14 protein-coding genes are annotated in these 18193 nt (G+C 66.3%); 6 read left to right on the plus strand and 8 right to left on the minus strand.

Translation table 11 applies throughout. The features are described from left to right. Positions 1-80 precede the first annotated feature (80 nt). On the minus strand, positions 81-2885 hold the full coding sequence (locus AKJ09_RS21820) for an ATP-binding protein (protein WP_146649142.1): 2805 nt from the start codon (positions 2883-2885) through the stop codon (positions 81-83). Positions 2886-3000: 115 nt separating this feature from the next. Then, a complete protein-coding gene (locus AKJ09_RS21825) occupies positions 3001-3441 on the minus strand; it encodes a response regulator (RefSeq protein ID WP_169927737.1) in 441 nt (146 codons plus the stop codon). A 453-nt stretch (positions 3442-3894) separates the two neighbouring features. On the opposite strand from AKJ09_RS21825, the gene AKJ09_RS21830 reads away from it, so the two are divergent. Further along, entirely contained in the window at positions 3895-4812 is a 918-nt protein-coding gene (locus tag AKJ09_RS21830) for a hypothetical protein (RefSeq protein ID WP_146649144.1), read from the plus strand. 152 nt (positions 4813-4964) lie between these two features. Continuing rightward, the gene (locus AKJ09_RS21835; protein WP_146649145.1) at positions 4965-6374 is read left to right on the plus strand and encodes a sigma-54-dependent transcriptional regulator; all 1410 of its coding nucleotides are present in this window, start codon (positions 4965-4967) and stop codon (positions 6372-6374) included. 31 nt (positions 6375-6405) lie between these two features. On the opposite strand, the gene AKJ09_RS21840 is transcribed toward AKJ09_RS21835, so the two are convergent. After that, a complete protein-coding gene (locus AKJ09_RS21840) occupies positions 6406-6978 on the minus strand; it encodes a hypothetical protein (protein ID WP_146649146.1) in 573 nt (190 codons plus the stop codon). A gap of 356 nt (positions 6979-7334) precedes the next feature. On the opposite strand from AKJ09_RS21840, the gene AKJ09_RS21845 reads away from it, so the two are divergent. Then, a complete protein-coding gene (locus AKJ09_RS21845; protein WP_146649147.1) occupies positions 7335-8042 on the plus strand; it encodes an alpha/beta hydrolase in 708 nt (235 codons plus the stop codon). Between the two features lie 66 nt (positions 8043-8108). Here AKJ09_RS21845 and AKJ09_RS21850 read toward each other — a convergent pair whose 3' ends face one another. Beyond that, a complete protein-coding gene (locus tag AKJ09_RS21850; protein WP_146649148.1) occupies positions 8109-8444 on the minus strand; it encodes a hypothetical protein in 336 nt (111 codons plus the stop codon). 159 nt (positions 8445-8603) lie between these two features. Between AKJ09_RS21850 and AKJ09_RS21855 the strand changes: the two genes are divergently transcribed. Further along, positions 8604-8960 (plus strand): PilZ domain-containing protein, encoded by a 357-nt coding sequence (locus AKJ09_RS21855; RefSeq protein ID WP_146649149.1) that lies wholly within the window; start codon positions 8604-8606, stop codon positions 8958-8960. Between the two features lie 56 nt (positions 8961-9016). Here AKJ09_RS21855 and AKJ09_RS21860 read toward each other — a convergent pair whose 3' ends face one another. Beyond that, the gene (locus AKJ09_RS21860) at positions 9017-9271 is read right to left on the minus strand and encodes a hypothetical protein (protein ID WP_146649150.1); all 255 of its coding nucleotides are present in this window, start codon (positions 9269-9271) and stop codon (positions 9017-9019) included. Positions 9272-9488: 217 nt separating this feature from the next. Then, on the minus strand, positions 9489-9887 hold the full coding sequence (locus tag AKJ09_RS21865) for a hypothetical protein (RefSeq protein ID WP_146649151.1): 399 nt from the start codon (positions 9885-9887) through the stop codon (positions 9489-9491). A gap of 186 nt (positions 9888-10073) precedes the next feature. Between AKJ09_RS21865 and AKJ09_RS21870 the strand changes: the two genes are divergently transcribed. Further along, positions 10074-10709: a hypothetical protein gene (locus AKJ09_RS21870; protein WP_146649152.1), complete on the plus strand. Its 636-nt coding sequence runs from the start codon at positions 10074-10076 to the stop codon at positions 10707-10709. Between the two features lie 173 nt (positions 10710-10882). After that, entirely contained in the window at positions 10883-14920 is a 4038-nt protein-coding gene (locus tag AKJ09_RS21875; protein ID WP_146649153.1) for a CheR family methyltransferase, read from the plus strand. 25 nt (positions 14921-14945) lie between these two features. Here AKJ09_RS21875 and AKJ09_RS21880 read toward each other — a convergent pair whose 3' ends face one another. Then, complete coding sequence (locus AKJ09_RS21880; RefSeq protein WP_169927739.1) at positions 14946-17465, minus strand: serine/threonine-protein kinase; 2520 nt, start codon at positions 17463-17465, stop codon at positions 14946-14948. A gap of 140 nt (positions 17466-17605) precedes the next feature. Continuing rightward, complete coding sequence (locus AKJ09_RS21885) at positions 17606-18172, minus strand: hypothetical protein (protein ID WP_146649155.1); 567 nt, start codon at positions 18170-18172, stop codon at positions 17606-17608. Positions 18173-18193: the final 21 nt, after the last annotated feature.

Here is an 18193-nt window from a genome sequence, read left to right on the forward strand (position 1 = left end):
TCGCTACGTCGTGGCGGCTTGGATACGCCGGCGCGAAAGCGGCCGGCGACCGTTTCTGGAAGGCCCGACGCGCGCTGCGCTCAGGCGATGTCTCGGTCGAGCTCCTCGAGCAAATGATCGTGCGAGGCGGCCGACTTGAGATCCGGCCGCGCCTCCGAAGGCCTCTTGCCGCAGGTCGTCAGCGCATGGACGAGCTGCTCGGGATCGACCGGCTTGGCGACGTGATGATCGAAGCCCGCCGTAATCGCGCGAGCGATGTCTTCACGTGCCGAATACGCGGTGAGCGCGATGGCCGGCACGTGAGGGAACAAGCGCCGTAGCTCGCCAGCGAGCCAGTACCCGTCCTGGCCGGGCATCCCGATGTCACTGAGGACCACGTCGGGAGCGAACTCTCGCACGACGTCGACGGCCTGCTCGGCTGCCGCTGTCGTTTGCACCACTGCGCCTTCCGACGCGAGCAGAAGCGCGATGAGGTCGCGCGAATCGACCTCGTCTTCCACCACGACGACGCGCAATCCCTCGAGCCGTTGGTGCCGCGGACCGAACGGCGAGCTCGGCGGAGCTTCGAACGTGTCCCGAGCCGTCGGCCGCGCGATCGGCGCGCTGAAGGGCCGAACTGGCAGCGTGACCGTGAAGGTGGCCCCGGCGTCCGGCCCGCCACTCTTCGCGTCGACGCTGCCGCCGTGCATCTCCGTGAGGTGACGTACGATCGAGAGCCCGAGGCCGAGGCCTCCGTGTTCGCGCGTGGTCGAGCTGTCCGCTTGTCTGAAGCGTTCGAAGACGTGCGGGAGGAAGTTTCGCTCGATGCCGCGCCCCGTGTCACGCACGCGCAAGACGATGCGGTCGCCGCTTTGCTCGATCTCGAGCCAGACCTTTCCTCCGCTCGGCGTGAACTTCACCGCATTCGAAAGCAGGTTCCAGAGAACCTGGCGCAGGCGGACCGAATCGCCCGCGAGCCGGCACGGACTCTGGCTCGACTCGAAGACGAGCTCGATGTCTTTCGCGTATGCGGTCGGCCTGACGGATTCGAGCACGTCGCTCGAGAGCGCAACGAGGTCCACGGGCCCCGTGTCGATGCGAAGCTTGCCGGTCACGATGCGCGCGACGTCGAGGATGTCCTCGATGAGGCGTTGCTGAGAGCGCGCATTGCGCTCGATGACCTCGAGGCCCTTGCCCACGAACGCGGTGTCCGCGCGTGGCCCACGAAGCAGCGTTGCCCAACCCAGGATGGCGGAGAGCGGCGTCCGAAGCTCGTGGGAGACGGTGGCGAGGAACTCGTCTTTCAGCCGACTCGCATCCTCGGCCTGCCGTGCAGCTTCTTCGGCGCGACGCGTCGCCTCCTGCGAGAGTCGGTAGAGGCGTGCGTTCTTCAGGGCGACGGCCGCGCGTCGTGCGAGCTCTTCGACGAGCGCGATGTCGCTCTGCGTGTGACGTCTCCCCGAATCGCCGTAACAGACCGTGAGCGATCCCAGGCGCTCACGTGCGGAGACGAGCGGCGCCGTGATGAGCGAAGAGAGTCGAAGCTTGCGCAGGAGCGCGAGATACGTCGAATCGGGCGAGACGCGCTGCATCCACGCATCGTCGACGTTCGGGTGAAATCCGGTCTTCCGACTCCAGAGCGGGTTCACACTCGGCTCGAGCGGCGTGTTGAGCGCGTAATCTCGCTCGAGGTGGTGCAGCTCGGCGAGCACGCTTGCCGATTCGCGCGAGCCGACGAGCCGTCGGGTGGTGCCGTCTTCTTCGATCAGATCGAAGAAGCAAAAGTCGGCCAGGGTGGGAACGGCGAGGCGCGCCACGTTCTCGAGCGTGGTGTCGTAATCGAGCGTTCCGGAGAGGAGCTCGCCGGCGTCGGCGAGGACCTTCACGCGCTCGTGGTAGCGGCGCTCTCGTTCGAGGAGGTTGGCGCGCGCGAGTGCATGCGAGGCGTGGAGCGCGAGAATCTCGACGAACGCGCGATCCGTTTCGTCGAAGCGACGCCCGCTGTCGAAGCCGAAGGTGACGGCGCCGAGGGGATCGTCGTCCGCGACGAGTGGCGCGACCACCCCTGGGCCCGTGCCGAGCTGCGAGTCGTCTTCGACCCACGACGTCTCCCGCCGACGCACGGAGTCGTTGGCCGAGATGATGGGGGTTGCGGCGAGAAGTGCGATCCGTCGGGCAGTCGCGTCTTCGTCGCCTTCGTGCGCCACGAGCACGCACGATCCGTCGTCTCGATACAGGTGGAACGTTCCGCTCTTCGCGCCGAGTACGCGGCGTCCGCCTTCGATCGTGATCCTCGCGACCGCGTCGATCGGCAGCGACGGCTTGGCGAGTGCGGCGGTGAGTGCCGACAGCCGCATGAGGCCTTCCCGCGCGGACCTCTCTCTTTCGAAACGGCGCGCACCTTCGAGCGCATGGCCCGCACGACGACCGAGCTCCTCGGCAACCGGCAGGTCGTCGGCGCGGAACTGCCGTCCCGAATGGGTATGGAAGAACGTGAGCGCACCCGCCACGACGCCCTCGGCGGAGATCGGGGCACATACATAAGAACGCAATCCGAGCACCGTTGCCTGGTCAGTTCGGTCGGGAGATACGCCATCCGTCCAGACGTCGGAGGAGACCTCGGCCATGCCGGTTCGAATGACGCGCCCTGGACCACGCGGTGCGTCGAACGTCGGCGGCATCTGGCGATCGATCCCTCGCGCGAGCTCGGTTCGCTCGGCGTCTTCGAACACCACGACGACTTGCGCAATGCTCCGATCTGGCTGGAGCATATGTACAGTGCAAGCGTCTGCGAAACGCGGGATCGCCAAGCGGGCGACGGCAGCAAGAGCCTGCTCGTGGTCGAGTGGGCTTGCGGCTAGTCGCCTACTTGCTTCGAACAAGAAGTCGTCGACGTCGCGTTTCAAGGTTGAAGGCCGACGCTAGCATCCTGCGTCCAGCAGAGCGATGAAGCCGCTCGCCGCAGTCGTCCCCGAGGCACGGTGGGGGAGGCGCTCGGTCGCAGGGGCGACCGTCCCTCCGCTACGTGGAGGCCGCGTCGTCGTTCGAGATTCGCGAAAGAGGGCGGGGGCGCACCGCGGCGCGCAGATCGTCGAGCGTGAATGGCTTGTCGAGGCGGCGTAGCGCATCTCCGCCTGCACGTGCGATCGCATCGTCCACCGCGTCGTCGAGTCCGACGCCCCCGCCGGTCATCAGCACGGCGTTGTGAGCGAGCGAGGGCACCGTCGACCGCAGGCGTTTCACGAGCTCGAGGCCGTTGGTCCCCGGCAGGTTGACGTCGCAGAGGACCACGTCGAACGGGCGGCGGGCCTGTGAGACGGCGAGCATCGCGCCTTTCGCGTCCGAGCAGCTCGTCACCTCGTAGTCGCTCCGCAGAGCCCGCTCGATGAAGCGAACGACCGCGCTATCGTCGTCGACGACGAGAAGTGCCGGCCGTAGGGGGCGCGAATCGACAGAGGCCATGGCTTCCCACGGAAGCATCGCGGGATCCAAGCGAACGGCGAGACACGACGAGCCCGTGGGGGCGCCGCCGGGACAACGATGCGCTGGTCATACGACCAGGCGCGTGAAGCTCGAGTGCCGCTCGTCGCCGCGAATGGCACTTCGGTTGCTGGTCATCAGGACCGTGCCACCGCCCAAACGAACCAAGCGGAGCCCGGTCGCGAGCCAGGTTGGGAGCCAGGTTGGGACAAGGCGTGAGTTCGCCAAGCGCCCGCGTCGTTCGCATGTCGTCCGACGGAAGAACGCGGCCTCCGGCTGGGTGCTTTGGGTCGACGGCTACACCCGGACGGACGGGGTCCGCGTGTGTGGTCATTACCGCGGTTCGCCCTCGCCGGCACGCGATGAAGGCGAAACCTGAAGCGTGATTGCCGCGGCGTGGCGCGCACCCTGCAATGGTGGCCGACCGGTCGCGCCATGCGGGTCATCAAGGTGGACGCCGAGTCTCGAATGTCCGAACCCAAGAGCGGGCGCGGTCAGCCGCCTGTCCTCGATCTGTCGCTCTATTTCCTACCGGAGGGGCTCGCGAGCCTCACGCCCACACGCGTGCTCGACGATGCCGAACGACGGACGCTCAATCAGATTCGTGCGGCGGGCTACGTTCACCTCTTCGATCTCTTCGAAACCGCACTCTCGGTCGCGGTCCGAGAGCGCGCGCACGGCGACTTCCAGGTCGCCGAGACGCTCGCGCCGCTGCTTCGTCTGGACGTCTTCGACCATCATGAGTTCTTCCGTTCGTTCGAGGTCGCGTTCGCCAACGCGTTTCCCGTTACGCCTGTCTACGTCACGCGCACTGACGATCTCTCGCAGACGTTCGCCCATGCATCCCCGCTCGCTCTGCTCGTCTTCGCGCTTCATCTGAAGCTCATGACCCAACAGCACTACCTCGCGTGCGTGCGTGGGGACGGGCAGCTCGAACCGCACTTCGTCAAGCTGCTCAAGGATCATTGGACGATCGAATGCGGGACACCATCGGGGCGCGAGCGTCGGGTGACGAGCGAATCGCTGCTTGGCATCCAGCACGCTCTTGCGCATGCGTTGCCGGGGCGTCTTCCGGCGGCGCTCCGTGACTATCGCTTGATCGTGTTTGCGTGCGACGACGTCCTGCGCAGCCAAGCGGAGCTCGATGCCGACGTCTTCAGCGCGGCTCGCGGCCGTACGCTCACCGACGTGGAGCGATCCACGGTCGTGGCGGTCGAGGCAGCAGCCTATCGGAAGATCTTCCTGACGATCGGTATCGTCAACGCCGCGTTCGTCTACTCCACGAGGAGCCTCGGACCGACCGCACCGGCCATGCTTGCGGGGATCGTTTCGGCGCTCGGTCAGCGAACCTGATCTTCGTCTCGTGCCTCGACCCTCAGGCGCGCTTCCGGGTGCGGCTGTGCGTCCTTGCCCCGGTCGGTGACAAATTGCACCGATTGAGGCGCAAAGATCCCCTCACAACTTGTGGATATCTACGGCACGCGCCGTGCAGACCAACCCGAGCCATGAGCGAGGGCAAGATCCTTGTGGTCGACGACGAACAGGAGACTTGTGACCTGCTTCAGATGGTCCTCGAGCGCGAGGGATATTCCGTCACGACCTGCACCTCCGCGCAGCGCGCGTTGGAGCTCGTGAGCGCGCAAGACTTCGACAGTGTGCTCACGGATCTCCAGATGCCGGAGATGGGCGGCCTCGAGCTTTGCGAGCGCGTCCTCGGCACGAGGCCGAGCGTTCCCGTCGTCGTGATCACAGGGCAGGGGAGTCTCGAGACGGCCATCGGCGCGATGCGCGTCGGCGCCTACGACTTCATCACCAAGCCGGTCGATTCCAAGCTGCTCATCGTAGCCGTGTCACGCGCGATTCAGCATCGCGGTCTCGAGGAGGAAGTGAAGCGCCTCCGCTCGGTCGCGCTGATCGACGAGGCCCCGATGGACAACGTCGTCGGCGCGAGCTCGGCGATGCGTCGGGTCTTCGGTCTCGTCGCACGCGTGGCCGACGCCGACGCCGGCGTTCTCATCCACGGAGAAACAGGCACGGGCAAGGAGCTCATCGCGCGCGCCATCCATGATCGGAGTCGCCGCAAAGACGGCCCCTTCGTGGCCATCAACTGCGCGTCCATCCCGGCGAGCCTGCTCGAAAGCGAGCTCTTCGGACACGAGCGAGGCGCATTCACCGACGCCAAGACGCAGCGCACCGGTCTCTTCCTTCAGGCGAGCGGCGGTACGTTGTTTCTCGACGAGATCGGCGAATTGCCGCTCGAAGTGCAGCCGAAGCTTCTTCGCGCGCTCCAGGAGCGAAAGGTGCGTCCCGTCGGATCGAACCGCGAGATCCCCTTCGATGCACGCGTGCTCACGGCGACGAACCGCATCCTCGAAGACGAGGTCTACGAGCGCCGTTTCCGCGAGGATTTGTTCTATCGCATCAACGTCGTGAAGATCGATGTGCCGCCTCTTCGCGAAAGGAGCGGCGACGTTCTTCATCTCGCGCGCCACTTCTTGAAGCAGTACGCCGATCGCCACGGCAAGGTCGACATGGACCTCTCCCCCCCCGCCGCGGAGAAGCTGATCAGCTACTCGTGGCCGGGAAACGTGCGCGAGTTGGAGAACTGCATCGACGGCGCGGTTGCTCTCGCGCGCAACAACCGCATCGAAGTCGACGATCTTCCCGAGAAAGTCCGGAGCTTCCGGCCCGAGAAGTTCGTGGTTTCGGCCAATCAGCCCGAAGAGATCGTCACGATCGACGAGCTCGAACGGCGCTACATCCTCCGCGTGCTTTCGCTCGTCGGGGGCAACAAGTCACGTGCTGCGCAGGTGCTCGGCTTCGATCGCCGCACGCTCTATCGCAAGCTCGAACGCTACCAGAGTGGTCAGGCAGGAGGTGCGGGGCCTTCCTCCGAGACGCCCGCGAGAATCTGAGCTCCGAGCGGTCAAGAATCGGAGCGAAAGGTCAGTTCGATTGCATCCGCGGAGCGGTGATGTCCGTCGCGATGACCTCGAAGTCGCCGGTGCCGGTCGAATCGACGATCCGCGCATGACGGTAACCGAGCTTCATGTGCATCAGGCCGGTCATGCGCCCTGGCGTGCTCGGCGAGAAGCCGAGGCGCGACCAGTGACCGGCTTCGTGCGCGTCGCGGTAGGCCATGACGGCCAGCTGGCAACCGCTTCCGAACGTGTCACACAGGCGCCGCACGATGGCGAGGTCCAGGTTCCGGCGTCGCGTCGGGTCCGCGATGGTGAGACTGTCGACGTAGAGCAAGTCAATCCCCGCGCCGTCGGCGTACTCGTCACGGTACCAACCCTGACTGAAGTAGACGTCGTGCAGGGGCTCGAGCCGGGTGCGATGCAGGGCCGGCCAGAGATCGCCGTGGGCATCCGCGATTTCTCCGACGTGCAAGAGGGCGACGCGGGCCGAGGCGTACTGCTCTCGATCGTCACCTGCGCGGACGTCGAGCCAAGTGCAGTAACCGCGTCCAGCGTTCGGTCCGTCGAGGTCGATATCGGAGTGGATCGTGAGCTTCATACGAGAAACCGTTCCAGACCGGCGTTCGGCACGCAACGCGCGAGACGTGCTGAGCTGCATTTTCGCCACAGGTGCCGCACATCTGAGGCAGAAAGAACCACGCTCTGCGGCAGACGATCCCACCGATGCGACGCTAAATGCCTGATCCGTGGCGGAGCCTCAGGGATAAATGGTTGCGTGATGCATGTTGTTGGTCGCGTGCATGATCGCCTCGCGTACGGAGCCGACACGCAAAGTCGCCACGCGCACCCCGTTCAGTTTTCGACGTCGTCGACGATATTCACACGTGTTCGAACGACTCGGCCCACTGGTATGCAGTGTGCTCGGGCGCGCGAACCCCATCGGAGGCCAACGCGATGAGCGCCACGGATTCTCGACCGGACAGCACGCGTGACGTGGTGATCCCAGGAGGCCAGGATTCTTCGCGTTTGAGCGGAGAACTGACGCTTCCCACGTACGCGCGTGGGCTCGTGGTCTTCGCCTGCACGGGGCTCGCGTCGCGTCGTCGTCCCTCACTCAAGACGACCGTGGAGCGCATACGGCGCAACGTGGAGGTCGCCACGCTCGTCGTCGATCTGCTGACGCCCGACGAAGACGAACCCGGTCCGCAAACGCCCCACCCCTTCGGCGATCACGAGGCACGTCATGCCGGGCCCAACGTCACGGCCCTCGCGCAGCGCCTCTACGCGGCCACCGACTGGGTCCTGACGGAGCCCAACGCCAGTCATCTACGTATTGGCTACTACGCGAGCGGGGTCGCGGCGGCCGCCGCCCTCGTCACGGCGAGTACCCGTCCCGACGTGCGCGCGATCGTGTCGACGGCCGGACGCGCGGACCTCGCCGGCCAGGCGCTCGAAGCCGTTCTCGTGCCCACGCTCTTCATCGCCTCCGAGGCCGACGACATCGCGCTCGCCTCGAACCGCAGCGCCCGTGGTCGACTGCGCGGAAAGAGCGAGCTTGCTTTGCTCGGTGGGGCGGGCGCGAATGCGAACTTGGAGAGCGGCCAGGTGCTCGAAGAGCTCACGAGCGTCGCGAGCGAGTGGTTCGCTCGTCATCTTGCCTAGACCAACTGGGCCTAGACCAACTGGGCCTAGACCAACTGGTCTAGACGGGCGCGACGCGGGTGACGTTCAACGAGGCCGTTCGAGGGCCGAGTGCGCGCTGCTCGCGATGAGCGCCGCGAGTGCACGTGCATCGAGGTTGGGGGCGAGCTTGAGGAGCTCGGCGCCGATGGCCACGCACCGATCGGTGAGCATCTCTTCTTCCGCGGCGACCAGCGTGGCGGGGAAGAGCACGAGCTGAGGCATGGCCACGGGCAGGCGCTCGAGCGCCGGTGCCACGTGTTTCACGCGAATGACCCGGAAGCCGGCATCGTCGAGCAGCGTGACGCACGTTCCCGCGAGCCGATCATCGAGCGCGATGAGCATGGCCGTCGCGACGTCCATCCGGGGCAGGGTTTGGGACATGGGGCCATCTACCTTACACCATTGAGGTATGGCGCTGCTTCGGGAACCCACCCGGTTCCGATTTTGAGGAGGAAAACCTCTGCTGCAGCGCCCGGCCCCCGGCCCCCTCGGCCCACCGCGCGCTAAAGTCCGGGCAGGCGCTGCCGTTCGTCGGGAAGGATGGATTCGGACGAACGGAGGCGCGACCTACGCGCGCGAATCTCGTTGCCTACCAGCATCGTGCGCCGAGGCTCGGAAGACTCGGCAACGATGCTGGATGCGAGTTTCCGCGGTCTCTTCCTCCAGATGGAGGAGGCGCCGCCGGTTCGGCAACTCGTCAAGCTTCGCATTCGCCTTCCGAAGGCAGGGGGCGAGGCACGCGAGCTCGTCGTCCACGCGGTCGTCGTCAGGGTGGTCGACGGGCAGCATGGGCAGCCAGGCGTGGGGTTGCGCTTTTTTGCGCTCAACGGCCAGGATCGCTCGGACTGGGAGAGCTTCGTCGCCGGCCTCATCCGCGCGCGGACGCGGGCAGCGTAGGCAGCGAAAACGCGAGGGGCGAACCAGGCGGTCCGTCCCCTCGCGTGCTCGGGCGCTCACTCCGCGGCTTCGGCTCGGACGCTCTCGGCCTGCGGGGCCGGGGCCTTCGGGGCCTTCGCCGGCGCGGTGGATTCATGCGGCGGCTCCTTCAGCACACGCCAGGCGATGCCGAGCATGGCCGCGCCGATGCCGATGAGCGTGATCGCCATGACGCTCGACTCGCGGTTGAACGAGCCGATGCCGAGGAAGAGGGCGGCGACACCCGCGGGCAGGAGCGTGAAACCAAGCGTATCGTTCTTCTTCTTGCTCATGAAAAGTCTCCGAAAGGCCGTGCGCGTGCGTTGACGCCGCCGGCCGCAAGGCCTCCGAACGTGACGCCGACGACCGGGCGAGAAAGGCCGCGGTTCAGCGCACGAGCAGAGGGGGGGGCGCTCGCGTGACGAGCGCGTGGGAAGCGCCGCTGCTTCGACCTCGAAGGGTGGCGCGTGAATGCGAGTGAACGCGATGAATGCGAATGGTCGAGCGCGATCAGGCTCGTGCGGGGGGACCGCGAGCGCTGACGTGGCGGCGCTCCGCTCGGCCCGAAGGAACATCGAGCGAACGCGTGATCTCGAGGAGCTCGTAGCCGGCGTCGCCGATGGCGATGCTGCTGCCAGGCGCGAGTGCCCACGGCAGCGCGTGCGGTGAACCGGGCGCTCGGGGACGCTCCGCGCGACCTTCGCTCAGGTCGATCGCCGGATGAGGTCGCGCCGCGGAGATCTGCGTGGACGACGGGGCCGTGACGAGTGCAGCAGGCCCGCGCGCGAACGAGAATCCGCGTGCGGCGCCGACCTGCGCGCCGGGCATCGCACACATCACGCACGCCGCCATCACCGCAACGACGTGCAGCAAAAGGGCGACGAACGATGTCTTCGAGCGCGACGGCATGCGCGTCCGTCATCGTAGCACGCGCGAGCGACGAACCCTTGTCACTTGCCCGCTCGGCGCGCCGAATCGGTGACGCAGGAGCTCCGGACTCCGTCAGCGCGGTGACGGAGATCATGCTTCTGTTGCGATTTTCGACGTCGATCGCGCCGAGCGCGACATGGAATACCGGCTGCAATGGTGGTCGCCATGATGAACGCCTCCGACCACTCACCCGCGGCGCCGACGATTCTCCGGCTCCCCGATCTCGCTTCTTCCTCGGCGATCGCGCGTGCGTGCCGAGACGCGTGGACCTCCTTCGTCGACAACGCTCACGAGTGGGGGAAGTCCGAGCTCATTCTCTGGACGTTCGCGTCGTACGCACAGACCACGCGCTACGCCTCCGAGACGGCGAGCGAACGCTTCGGGCCTCCCGCGCTCGATGACTTCCGGCACATCGACGCGCGCTTCGTCGAGCGCCTCCTTCGCGCGGCTCGTCAGAAGATCATCGACACGCTGGCCTCGTTCACGTCACTGCAGGCACGCGTCGACTTCGCCTACTCGATGCTCTCCACCGGCCACGTCATTCGTTGCGAGGACGATGCGGGCAACGTTGGCTTCGTGCCGATCGCCGAAGCCGGTCCGCTTGCCGTGCGCGTGCTTGCCTTCATCGCTGCCGACCTTCTGACGAACGCGTACGACTTCGAGCGGCCCGTTATCTGCGCGGACAACCATCACGTCTGCATCGGACGCGCGCCGTGCTGCGGTGGCGAAAACCGCCATGGCAGCGAGATCGTGACGATCGGCCCGAGCTCGCGTGACATCAGCGGTCCGTCGGCCGCATAGCGACGGGCCGGTGCGCACTCCAAGCATCAGTGCTCGACGCGCTGACGCATAGTTGGCCGAGGGGGAGGCTCCCATTGCTTCGGAGAAGCCTCGGATCCGCCCGATCCTGACGAAGTAATGTTTGCCTAGAGAGACTGTGCATCGCACTTCTCTCGTGTATAGCTCCGCGGAGGTTGGAGCAGGTCGAAGGGGATTCCGCGGATGCGGAGGCGACCGGCGAAGCGCCGCCACAGCTCGTCGTTGCGCTGGGCGCGTCTGCCGGGGGTCTCGACGCTCTCCGCTCGTTCTTCTCGCGAGTCCCCAAAGACACGGGGTTCGCGTTCATCGTCGCCGTGCACTTCGAGCCCCGCTGGCCGAACATGGTGGGTGAGCTCCTCGCGCGTCACGCGAGCGTTTCGGTCCAGGAAATCGTGGACGGAATGCGTCTCGCCGGAGACCGCATTTACGTCGTCCCCTCGGGCCGCCACCTCACCTCGCAGGGCGGGCGCTTTCATCTCTCCGAGGCATTGAACCGCACTGCCGATCGGAAGGGGGAGCCGAGCGAGACGAGCCTGGCGAGCATGACCGGCGAGCCTCAGCTCGACGCGCTCGACGCGCTCGACGCCCTCTTTTCCACGATTGCTCGAGACCATCGAGAACGTGGCGTGGGCATCGTTCTCAGCGGCGCTGGTCCCGACGGTGCTGCCGGCGTCGTCGCCATCCGGGATGCGGGTGGGATCTGTCTCGCCCAAGAGCCCGGCAGTGCTCACGAGCCGGCAATGCCTCGTCGCGCCATCACCACGGGCGCCATCGACTACGTGCTTCCCGTCGAGCAGATGCCGGCAAAGCTGGTGGATCATGCACGGAGGTTGGCGCAGTCGCCTCGTAAGGTGGCGCCGGACGCCATTGCCGACGAATTGCCCGTCGTTTGCGCGATCGTTCGTGAGCGGACGGGCCATGACTTCAGCGAGTACAAGCGCAACACGCTCATTCGACGCCTGCACCGGCGCATCCACCAGGTATTGCACGTCGCGAACGTGAGCGACTACCTCGCCAAGCTGCGTTCCGACCCGCGTGAGGCGAACGAGCTCGTGAAGGAGTTGCTGATCGGCGTCACCGAATTCTTTCGTGACTCGGAGGCCTTCGAAGCCCTTGCTGCGCACGTGCTTCCGGCCGTCCTGGCGGGCAAAACCCAGAACGACTGCGTGCGGATTTGGGTGCCCGGCTGCGCGACCGGGGAAGAGGTCTATTCGATCGCCATCATCGTCCAGGAGCGCCTCGCCGGCTTTGCCGTTCCTCCGCGCGTCCAGATTTTCGCCACCGACGCCGACGCCGACGCAGTCGACTCCGCGCGCCTCGCTCGCTACCCGCACTCGATCGAAGAGCGCGTTGCGGCCGATCGGCTCGAGCGCTGGTTCGTGCGCGACGAGACCGGCTACGGCGTGAGAAAGGTCATTCGTGAGATGTGCGTGTTCTCACAGCACGACGTCATTCGCGACCCGCCGTTCACGCGTATCGACATCGTCTCGTGCCGTAACGTCCTCATCTATCTCGAACAAGATCTGCAGAAGCGGGTTCTCGGCCTCTTCCACTACGCACTCAACAACGGGTCGTATCTCCTCCTCGGGCCGTCGGAGAGCGTGACAGGGAGAAGCGACCTGTTCCGCGTCATCGACAAGAAGCTGCGCGTGTTCCAAAAGAAGCGAACGATCGGGAGTGTTTCGCTGCGTCTGCCGCTCTCCGAGGGAGGCTGGCCCTCGCGCATGGATCCGATGGCTCGCCGAACGCCATCGCTCGAGGGTGGGCTCCAGCTCGCCGTCGAACGCCTGCTTCTCGAGCAGTACGCGCCGCCCTGCATCGTCATCAACGAGCAAGCCGAGATCGTCTACTTCGCCGGGCGCACCGGGAAGTTCCTCGAGCCGCCCACCGGCGCCATCGACGTCAACATCGCCACGATGGTGCAGAAGAGCCTGCGGCCCGACGTTCGCGCCGCCGTTCACCGCGCGGTTCGCGGTCGGGAGATCGTCGTCCACGACAACGTGGTCTTCGACGCCGAGACGGGCCCCGTTCGCCTCAACATCGTCGTGCGCCCGCTCGTGACGCTCGGCGAGGAGCCCGCTCTCTTCGCCGTTCTCTTCCAGGAGATGGGGCCGGCAGGAGGGGCTTTGCCCATGCACGGCGGCGATCCCTCGGCGCTCATCCACCAGCTCGAGAACGAGCTCAAAGCGACGAAAGAACACCTGCAGACGACGATCGAGGAGCTCGAAACCTCGAACGAGGAGCTCAAGAGCTCGAACGAAGAGCTCCTCAGCATGAACGAGGAGCTCCAGAGCGTGGCCGAGGAGTTCGAGACGCTCAACACCGAGCTACGCAACAAGCTCGACGAGCTCGATTCGGCGCACAACGACCTCTCCAATCTGCTCCTCAGTACTCAGATCCCGACGGTGTTCCTGGACGAGGAGCTGCGCATCAAGCGCTTCACGCCGAGCGCCACCGAGGTCTTTCGGCTGATCGAAACCGACAGCGGGCGGCCCATCACGGACATCGTCGCCAAGTTCGATACGAGCCATCTCGTCGAAGACGCCGTCGCCGTACTTCGGTCGCTCGCTCCGCGCGAACGCGAGGTTCGCCTCGACGACGGTACGCACTTTTACCTCGTGCGCACGCTTCCGTATCGCACGCTCGACAACGTCATCGCCGGTGTGGTGGTCACCTTCGTCGACGTCACGCAACAGAAGCGGGCCGACGAGAACCAGGCCATGCTGGCGAGCATCGTCGAGTCGGCGGAAGAGGCCATCTACGCGATCGACCTCCAAGGCAACATCAAGAGCTGGAACGTCGGGGCCGAACGCATCTTCGGTTGGTCGGCGAGCGAGATCCTCGGGCGCTCCGTGTCGCTCATCGTGCCGCGCGACAAGGCCGACGAAATGCGCGACCTCCGGGCGCGTACGCTCGCGGGGCAGCGTATCGAGCGGCTCGATACGGTTCGCGTCGGAAGGTCGGGGCACCGTTTCGACGTCTCCGCGAGCATCGCGCCCGTGCGAGATGCCGAGGGCCGCGTGACGGGCGCTTCGGCCATCGAGCACGACGTTTCGTGGAAGCGTCGCGCGGAAGGCGAGCTCGTTGCCGCCCGCGACGCGGCCGAGGCGGCGAGCCGAACGAAGGACGAATTCCTGGCCGTTCTCTCGCACGAGCTTCGCACGCCGCTCACGCCGGTCCTCGTCGCCGTGGGAATCCTCTCGCGCGATCCGTCGGTGCCTCCGCACGTTCACGCCAAGTTGCAGCTCATTCGACGCAACGCCGAGCTCGAGGCGCGCCTCATCGACGACTTGCTCGATGCCACCAGCGTCGCCCGTGGCGAGGTGCATCTCCACCAGAAGATCGCCCGCGCGGCCGACGTCGTCGCGCATGCTCTCGAGGTGTGCGCCTCGGACATCGACGCCAAGGGGGTCATTCTCGAGAGCGACATCGATGCCACCGTCTGGCTCTCCGCGGATACGGCCCGGCTCCAGCAAGCGCTCTGGAACCTCCTGAAGAACGCCGTTCGGTTCAGCAAGGTCGGGGGAACCGTCCGGTTGCGTGTCTCACGCGACGAGGAGACCGCCCGGATCGACGTGAGCGACGAAGGCGAGGGAATCTCGCCGGAAAATCTTTCCCGACTGTTCGGGAAGTTCGAGCAGTTGCACCGCACCGAGGACGCACAAGGCAATGGCCTCGGGCTTGGGCTTGCCATCGCGAAGGCCATCGTAGAGGCTCATGGGGGTTCGATCCGGGCCGAGAGTCAAGGGACCGGCAAAGGGTCGACCTTCAGCATCGTCATGCCGCTCGCCAAAGCACCCGTCGAGGAACGCGCACGAACTCCGAAGCCGGGAGAGATCCGCGTGCTGCTCGTCGAAGATCACGAGGACACGCTCGACTTGATGCGCGAGCTGCTCGTGAGTGAGGGCTACACGGTGACAGTGGCGACGAATGCCGCAGAAGCACGCAGCGCGCTCGAGCACGGCCGTTTCGATCTGGTCATCAGCGATCTTGGGCTGCCCGATGCGAGCGGTCTCGAAGTTGCGCGCGCAAGCCGCACGCTCGCTCCTGGAACGCGCGCGATTGCTTTGAGCGGCTATGGCACGAGCCAGGACCGCGAACGCTCCGCCGAGGCGGGGTTCGAGGAGCACCTCGTCAAGCCGGTAGGCTTCCGCGATCTGCAGGCGGCGATTCACCGCTTGCTCGGTCGTTGAGCGCCTTCCGCGCGGTTCCGCTCGTTCAGCGTCGCGTGAGCAGGGCGGTGAGATCGGCGCGCAGATCCGAGCGCGCCCCCGCGAGACGCTCGACCACGGCACGACCGCCGACCGGATCGAGGTGCACGAGCGAACGCGCGAGGGCAACCGTGATCGCCGGTCGCTCGCGACTCACGAAGGCCTTGAGCATCGACGAGACGAAGCTCTGCGCGCTCGCGATACGCTGCTGGAGGAACGCGATCGCTTGCGGCTTGCTCTCCGGCGTTGCGGACGCGATGGCGGTGGCCGCAGCCAGGCGCAGATCGTCGCTGGCTTCGGCCTGACCGACCAGGATGCGTGCGAGGCGCTCGAGGGTCATCTCGTCGATCGCGTCGAGGCTCTGGAGCGCTTCGATCGCCGCGCGGCGAACCGTGTCGTCGGTGCTGTCGAGGACACCGAGGAGGAGCGGCTTGGCGCGCGGACCCCAGAGCATGGCCGTGGTCATCAGGGCGATGCGTCCGAGCGTGGGCTTGTCGATGCGCACGAGCCGGAAGGTGACGTCGCCTCCCTCGTCCGAGCGGGTGTTCGGCATCGACCGGAGAAGGTCTTCCGCGAGCGCCTCGTCTGGCTTCGTCTTGAGGTCGACGATGGTGTCGAGCACCGAGAGGATCGCCGGCAGGGCAGGGGCGCCGATCGCCCGCATCGTCTCGACGAACTTGCTTCGGAACTCCAGCGTTCGCGCAATGCGCCCGCGATGCTCGATGAGGGCGTGAGCGGCCACGGGACCGCCTGCCGACAGCACCGAGGCGACCTCTTCGACACGAATGAAGGTGCCGTCGAGCACGTATGGCGCCACGACCTTCATGGCCTCGGGATCACGGAGGCTCGCACGCGCGCGGTCGGCCGCTTCGCGTCCTGCATCGTTGGGGAGGCCGGCGGTGCGGGTGTCGAGCCAGAGCAGGAGGCTTCGCGCGACCGGGAAGCTCTTCGCCATGACGGCCGCGCGGGCAGCACGTGCCACGGCGTCGAAGGCCGACATCACCGTGTCGTCGTCGAGCGCATCGAGCTTGGCCAGTGAAGGCTCGGTCGTCTCGAGGAGCTCTTCGGTGGTCGGGATCACCGGCGTCGCGGTGACAGCTTCCGGCGGGACGGGCGGAGTGGGGATCGGCTTGGGCGCGGGCGGGGCCGCGATGTCGACCTCGGTGACGGCCGCGAGCTCGGCGCGCAGGGCGCGGACGTCGGGCTGGCGTTCGCGCGGGTCCTTAGCGAGGGCCTTGAGGATGATGCGCTCGAGCGCCGGATGCACGTTCCTGGCGATCGACGAGGGGGCCGGCGGCGGCGCAATCACGTGGAGATCGAGAACGGCGAGCGGATCGTCGGAGGAGAAAGGCACCTCGCCCGTGGCGAGCTCGAACAGAACGATACCGAGGGCGTAGACGTCGACGCGCGCATCGACCGCCTCGTTTCGAATCTGCTCCGGCGCCATGTACGCGGGCGTTCCCACAACCTGCGAAGCGTCCGGCTTTTGGATCTGGGCTTCGTTCTTGCGGGCTTCGCTTCGGACGGGGACCCAATGCGCGATGCCGAAGTCGCACACCTTCACGAGCTCGACCTCGCGGCCCTCGTCGTCGCGTCGCTTCACGACGATGATGTTCTCGGGCTTGATATCGCGATGGATGACGCCCGCGTCGTGCGCGTGGGCGAGGCCGGCGCACGCCTGTGAGACGAGATCGACGATGCGCTCGTTGGGGAGAGGCCCGCTCTCGTCGAGAATGTCTTGGAGGCTCCGGCCTTCGAGCAGCTCCATCACGATGTAGAGCAGGCCGTCGGGCTCCTGGCCGTAGTCGATGATGCGCAGAACGTTGCGGTGATCGAGCTGGCTCGCCGCGAGCGCCTCGGAATAGAAGCGCGTCGTGTAGTCGGTGCTCTGGTGGAGCGACGGATGGAGGATCTTCACCGCCACGTGGCGGTGGAGAGCGAGGTGCATCGCGCGGAAGACTTCGCCCGCCGCCCCCGCCCCGAGCTTGTGCTCGAGCTCGAACCGACCGTTGCCGAGCTTGCGGCCCGGCCCCACGGGAGGAGGAGGGCGTCGCGACGTGGTCGCGATGATCGGCTCGGGTGAGAGAGCCGCGGCATGCCGAAAGGAGATCGGCGGAGGAATGTTCGAGGCTCCGCGCGGAGGCGCGAAGTGACCCGTCATGCTGCTCGGCGGCTCGGAGACGTCTTCGAGCTCAGCCGGTGGCGGGGTGTCCTTCTTGGCCTCGTTGTCGCCTCCGGCCTTTCCTCCGAAGAGTTCGCGCTGGAGCGTGTCGGCGTGCTCGTCGTCGAGAGGGGAGAGGCGAAGCGGAAAGCCCTCGCCCGTCGGAGCGCCCAAGGGCTCGGCGCGGACGATGAGCGGGTCGCGGAAGCCCTCGACATAGATCTCGAGCGCATGGACGGACGAGTCGATCGGCGCATGATCGAGCGCCAGATGCACGGTCTCGTTGGCGACAGCGATCCACGCTAGCCACCCGCGATCTTTACGGTCGATACGTCGAGCGACGATGACCGGGAGTGGCGCCTGCATGCGTCCTTTGCTTCCCGAATACGACTGGTAAGCGCATGAAACCATGGACCCCACGCCGGTGCAACGAACGTGCTGAAGCGGTGAGTTCCGTCCAGGGACGCTGGACGGACATGGTCATGACGCGCTGAACCGAGCGCTCTTCAGGACTCCTCGATGTCGACGCGCCAAGCGATGTTGCTTCCGTTCCCCGCCGCGCGGATCGCGATGAGATAGGGCTTGCCCTTCACCATCGGGATCTTGGGGTTGTTGCTGGCGTCGAGAACGTAACTCTTGCCGTTGACGGACACCGTGAGCGTGACCTTGCCGTTGAACTTGATCGCGAAGTTGGTCGTCGACGGATCGAGCTCGAACGTGAGGTAGTCGACGTCGCCGGCCGGAGAGATCTTGCCGCAGTTCGAGGGCGCCGCCTCGTTGGCCTCTTCGGGCGTGTCGTTGGGCTCGCTCTCGGCCTGGCATCCCGTCGGTTGGGGGGGCGTCGACGCGTCGCGAGTGGTCGCTCCACTGTCCACGTTCGTCGAGCCGTCCGGCTTCGACGTGTCGTCACCTGTGCCCGGGACCGTGGCGTTGCCGCCGGCGGCGCTGTCATTCGACGTCGCGAGAACGTCTTGCGTCGTGGCTCCGGAACAAGCCGCTGCGAGAGGCAGCGCAAGAACAAGGGTGAGCTGCGCGAGTTTGACGAGAGAAGAAAACATCGCGACGCGGGCCATCCTCTCATCGTAGCGCATCGC

Source organism: Labilithrix luteola, assembly GCF_001263205.1.
In the GTDB taxonomy this organism is placed as follows: domain Bacteria; phylum Myxococcota_A; class Polyangia; order Polyangiales; family Polyangiaceae; genus Labilithrix; species Labilithrix luteola.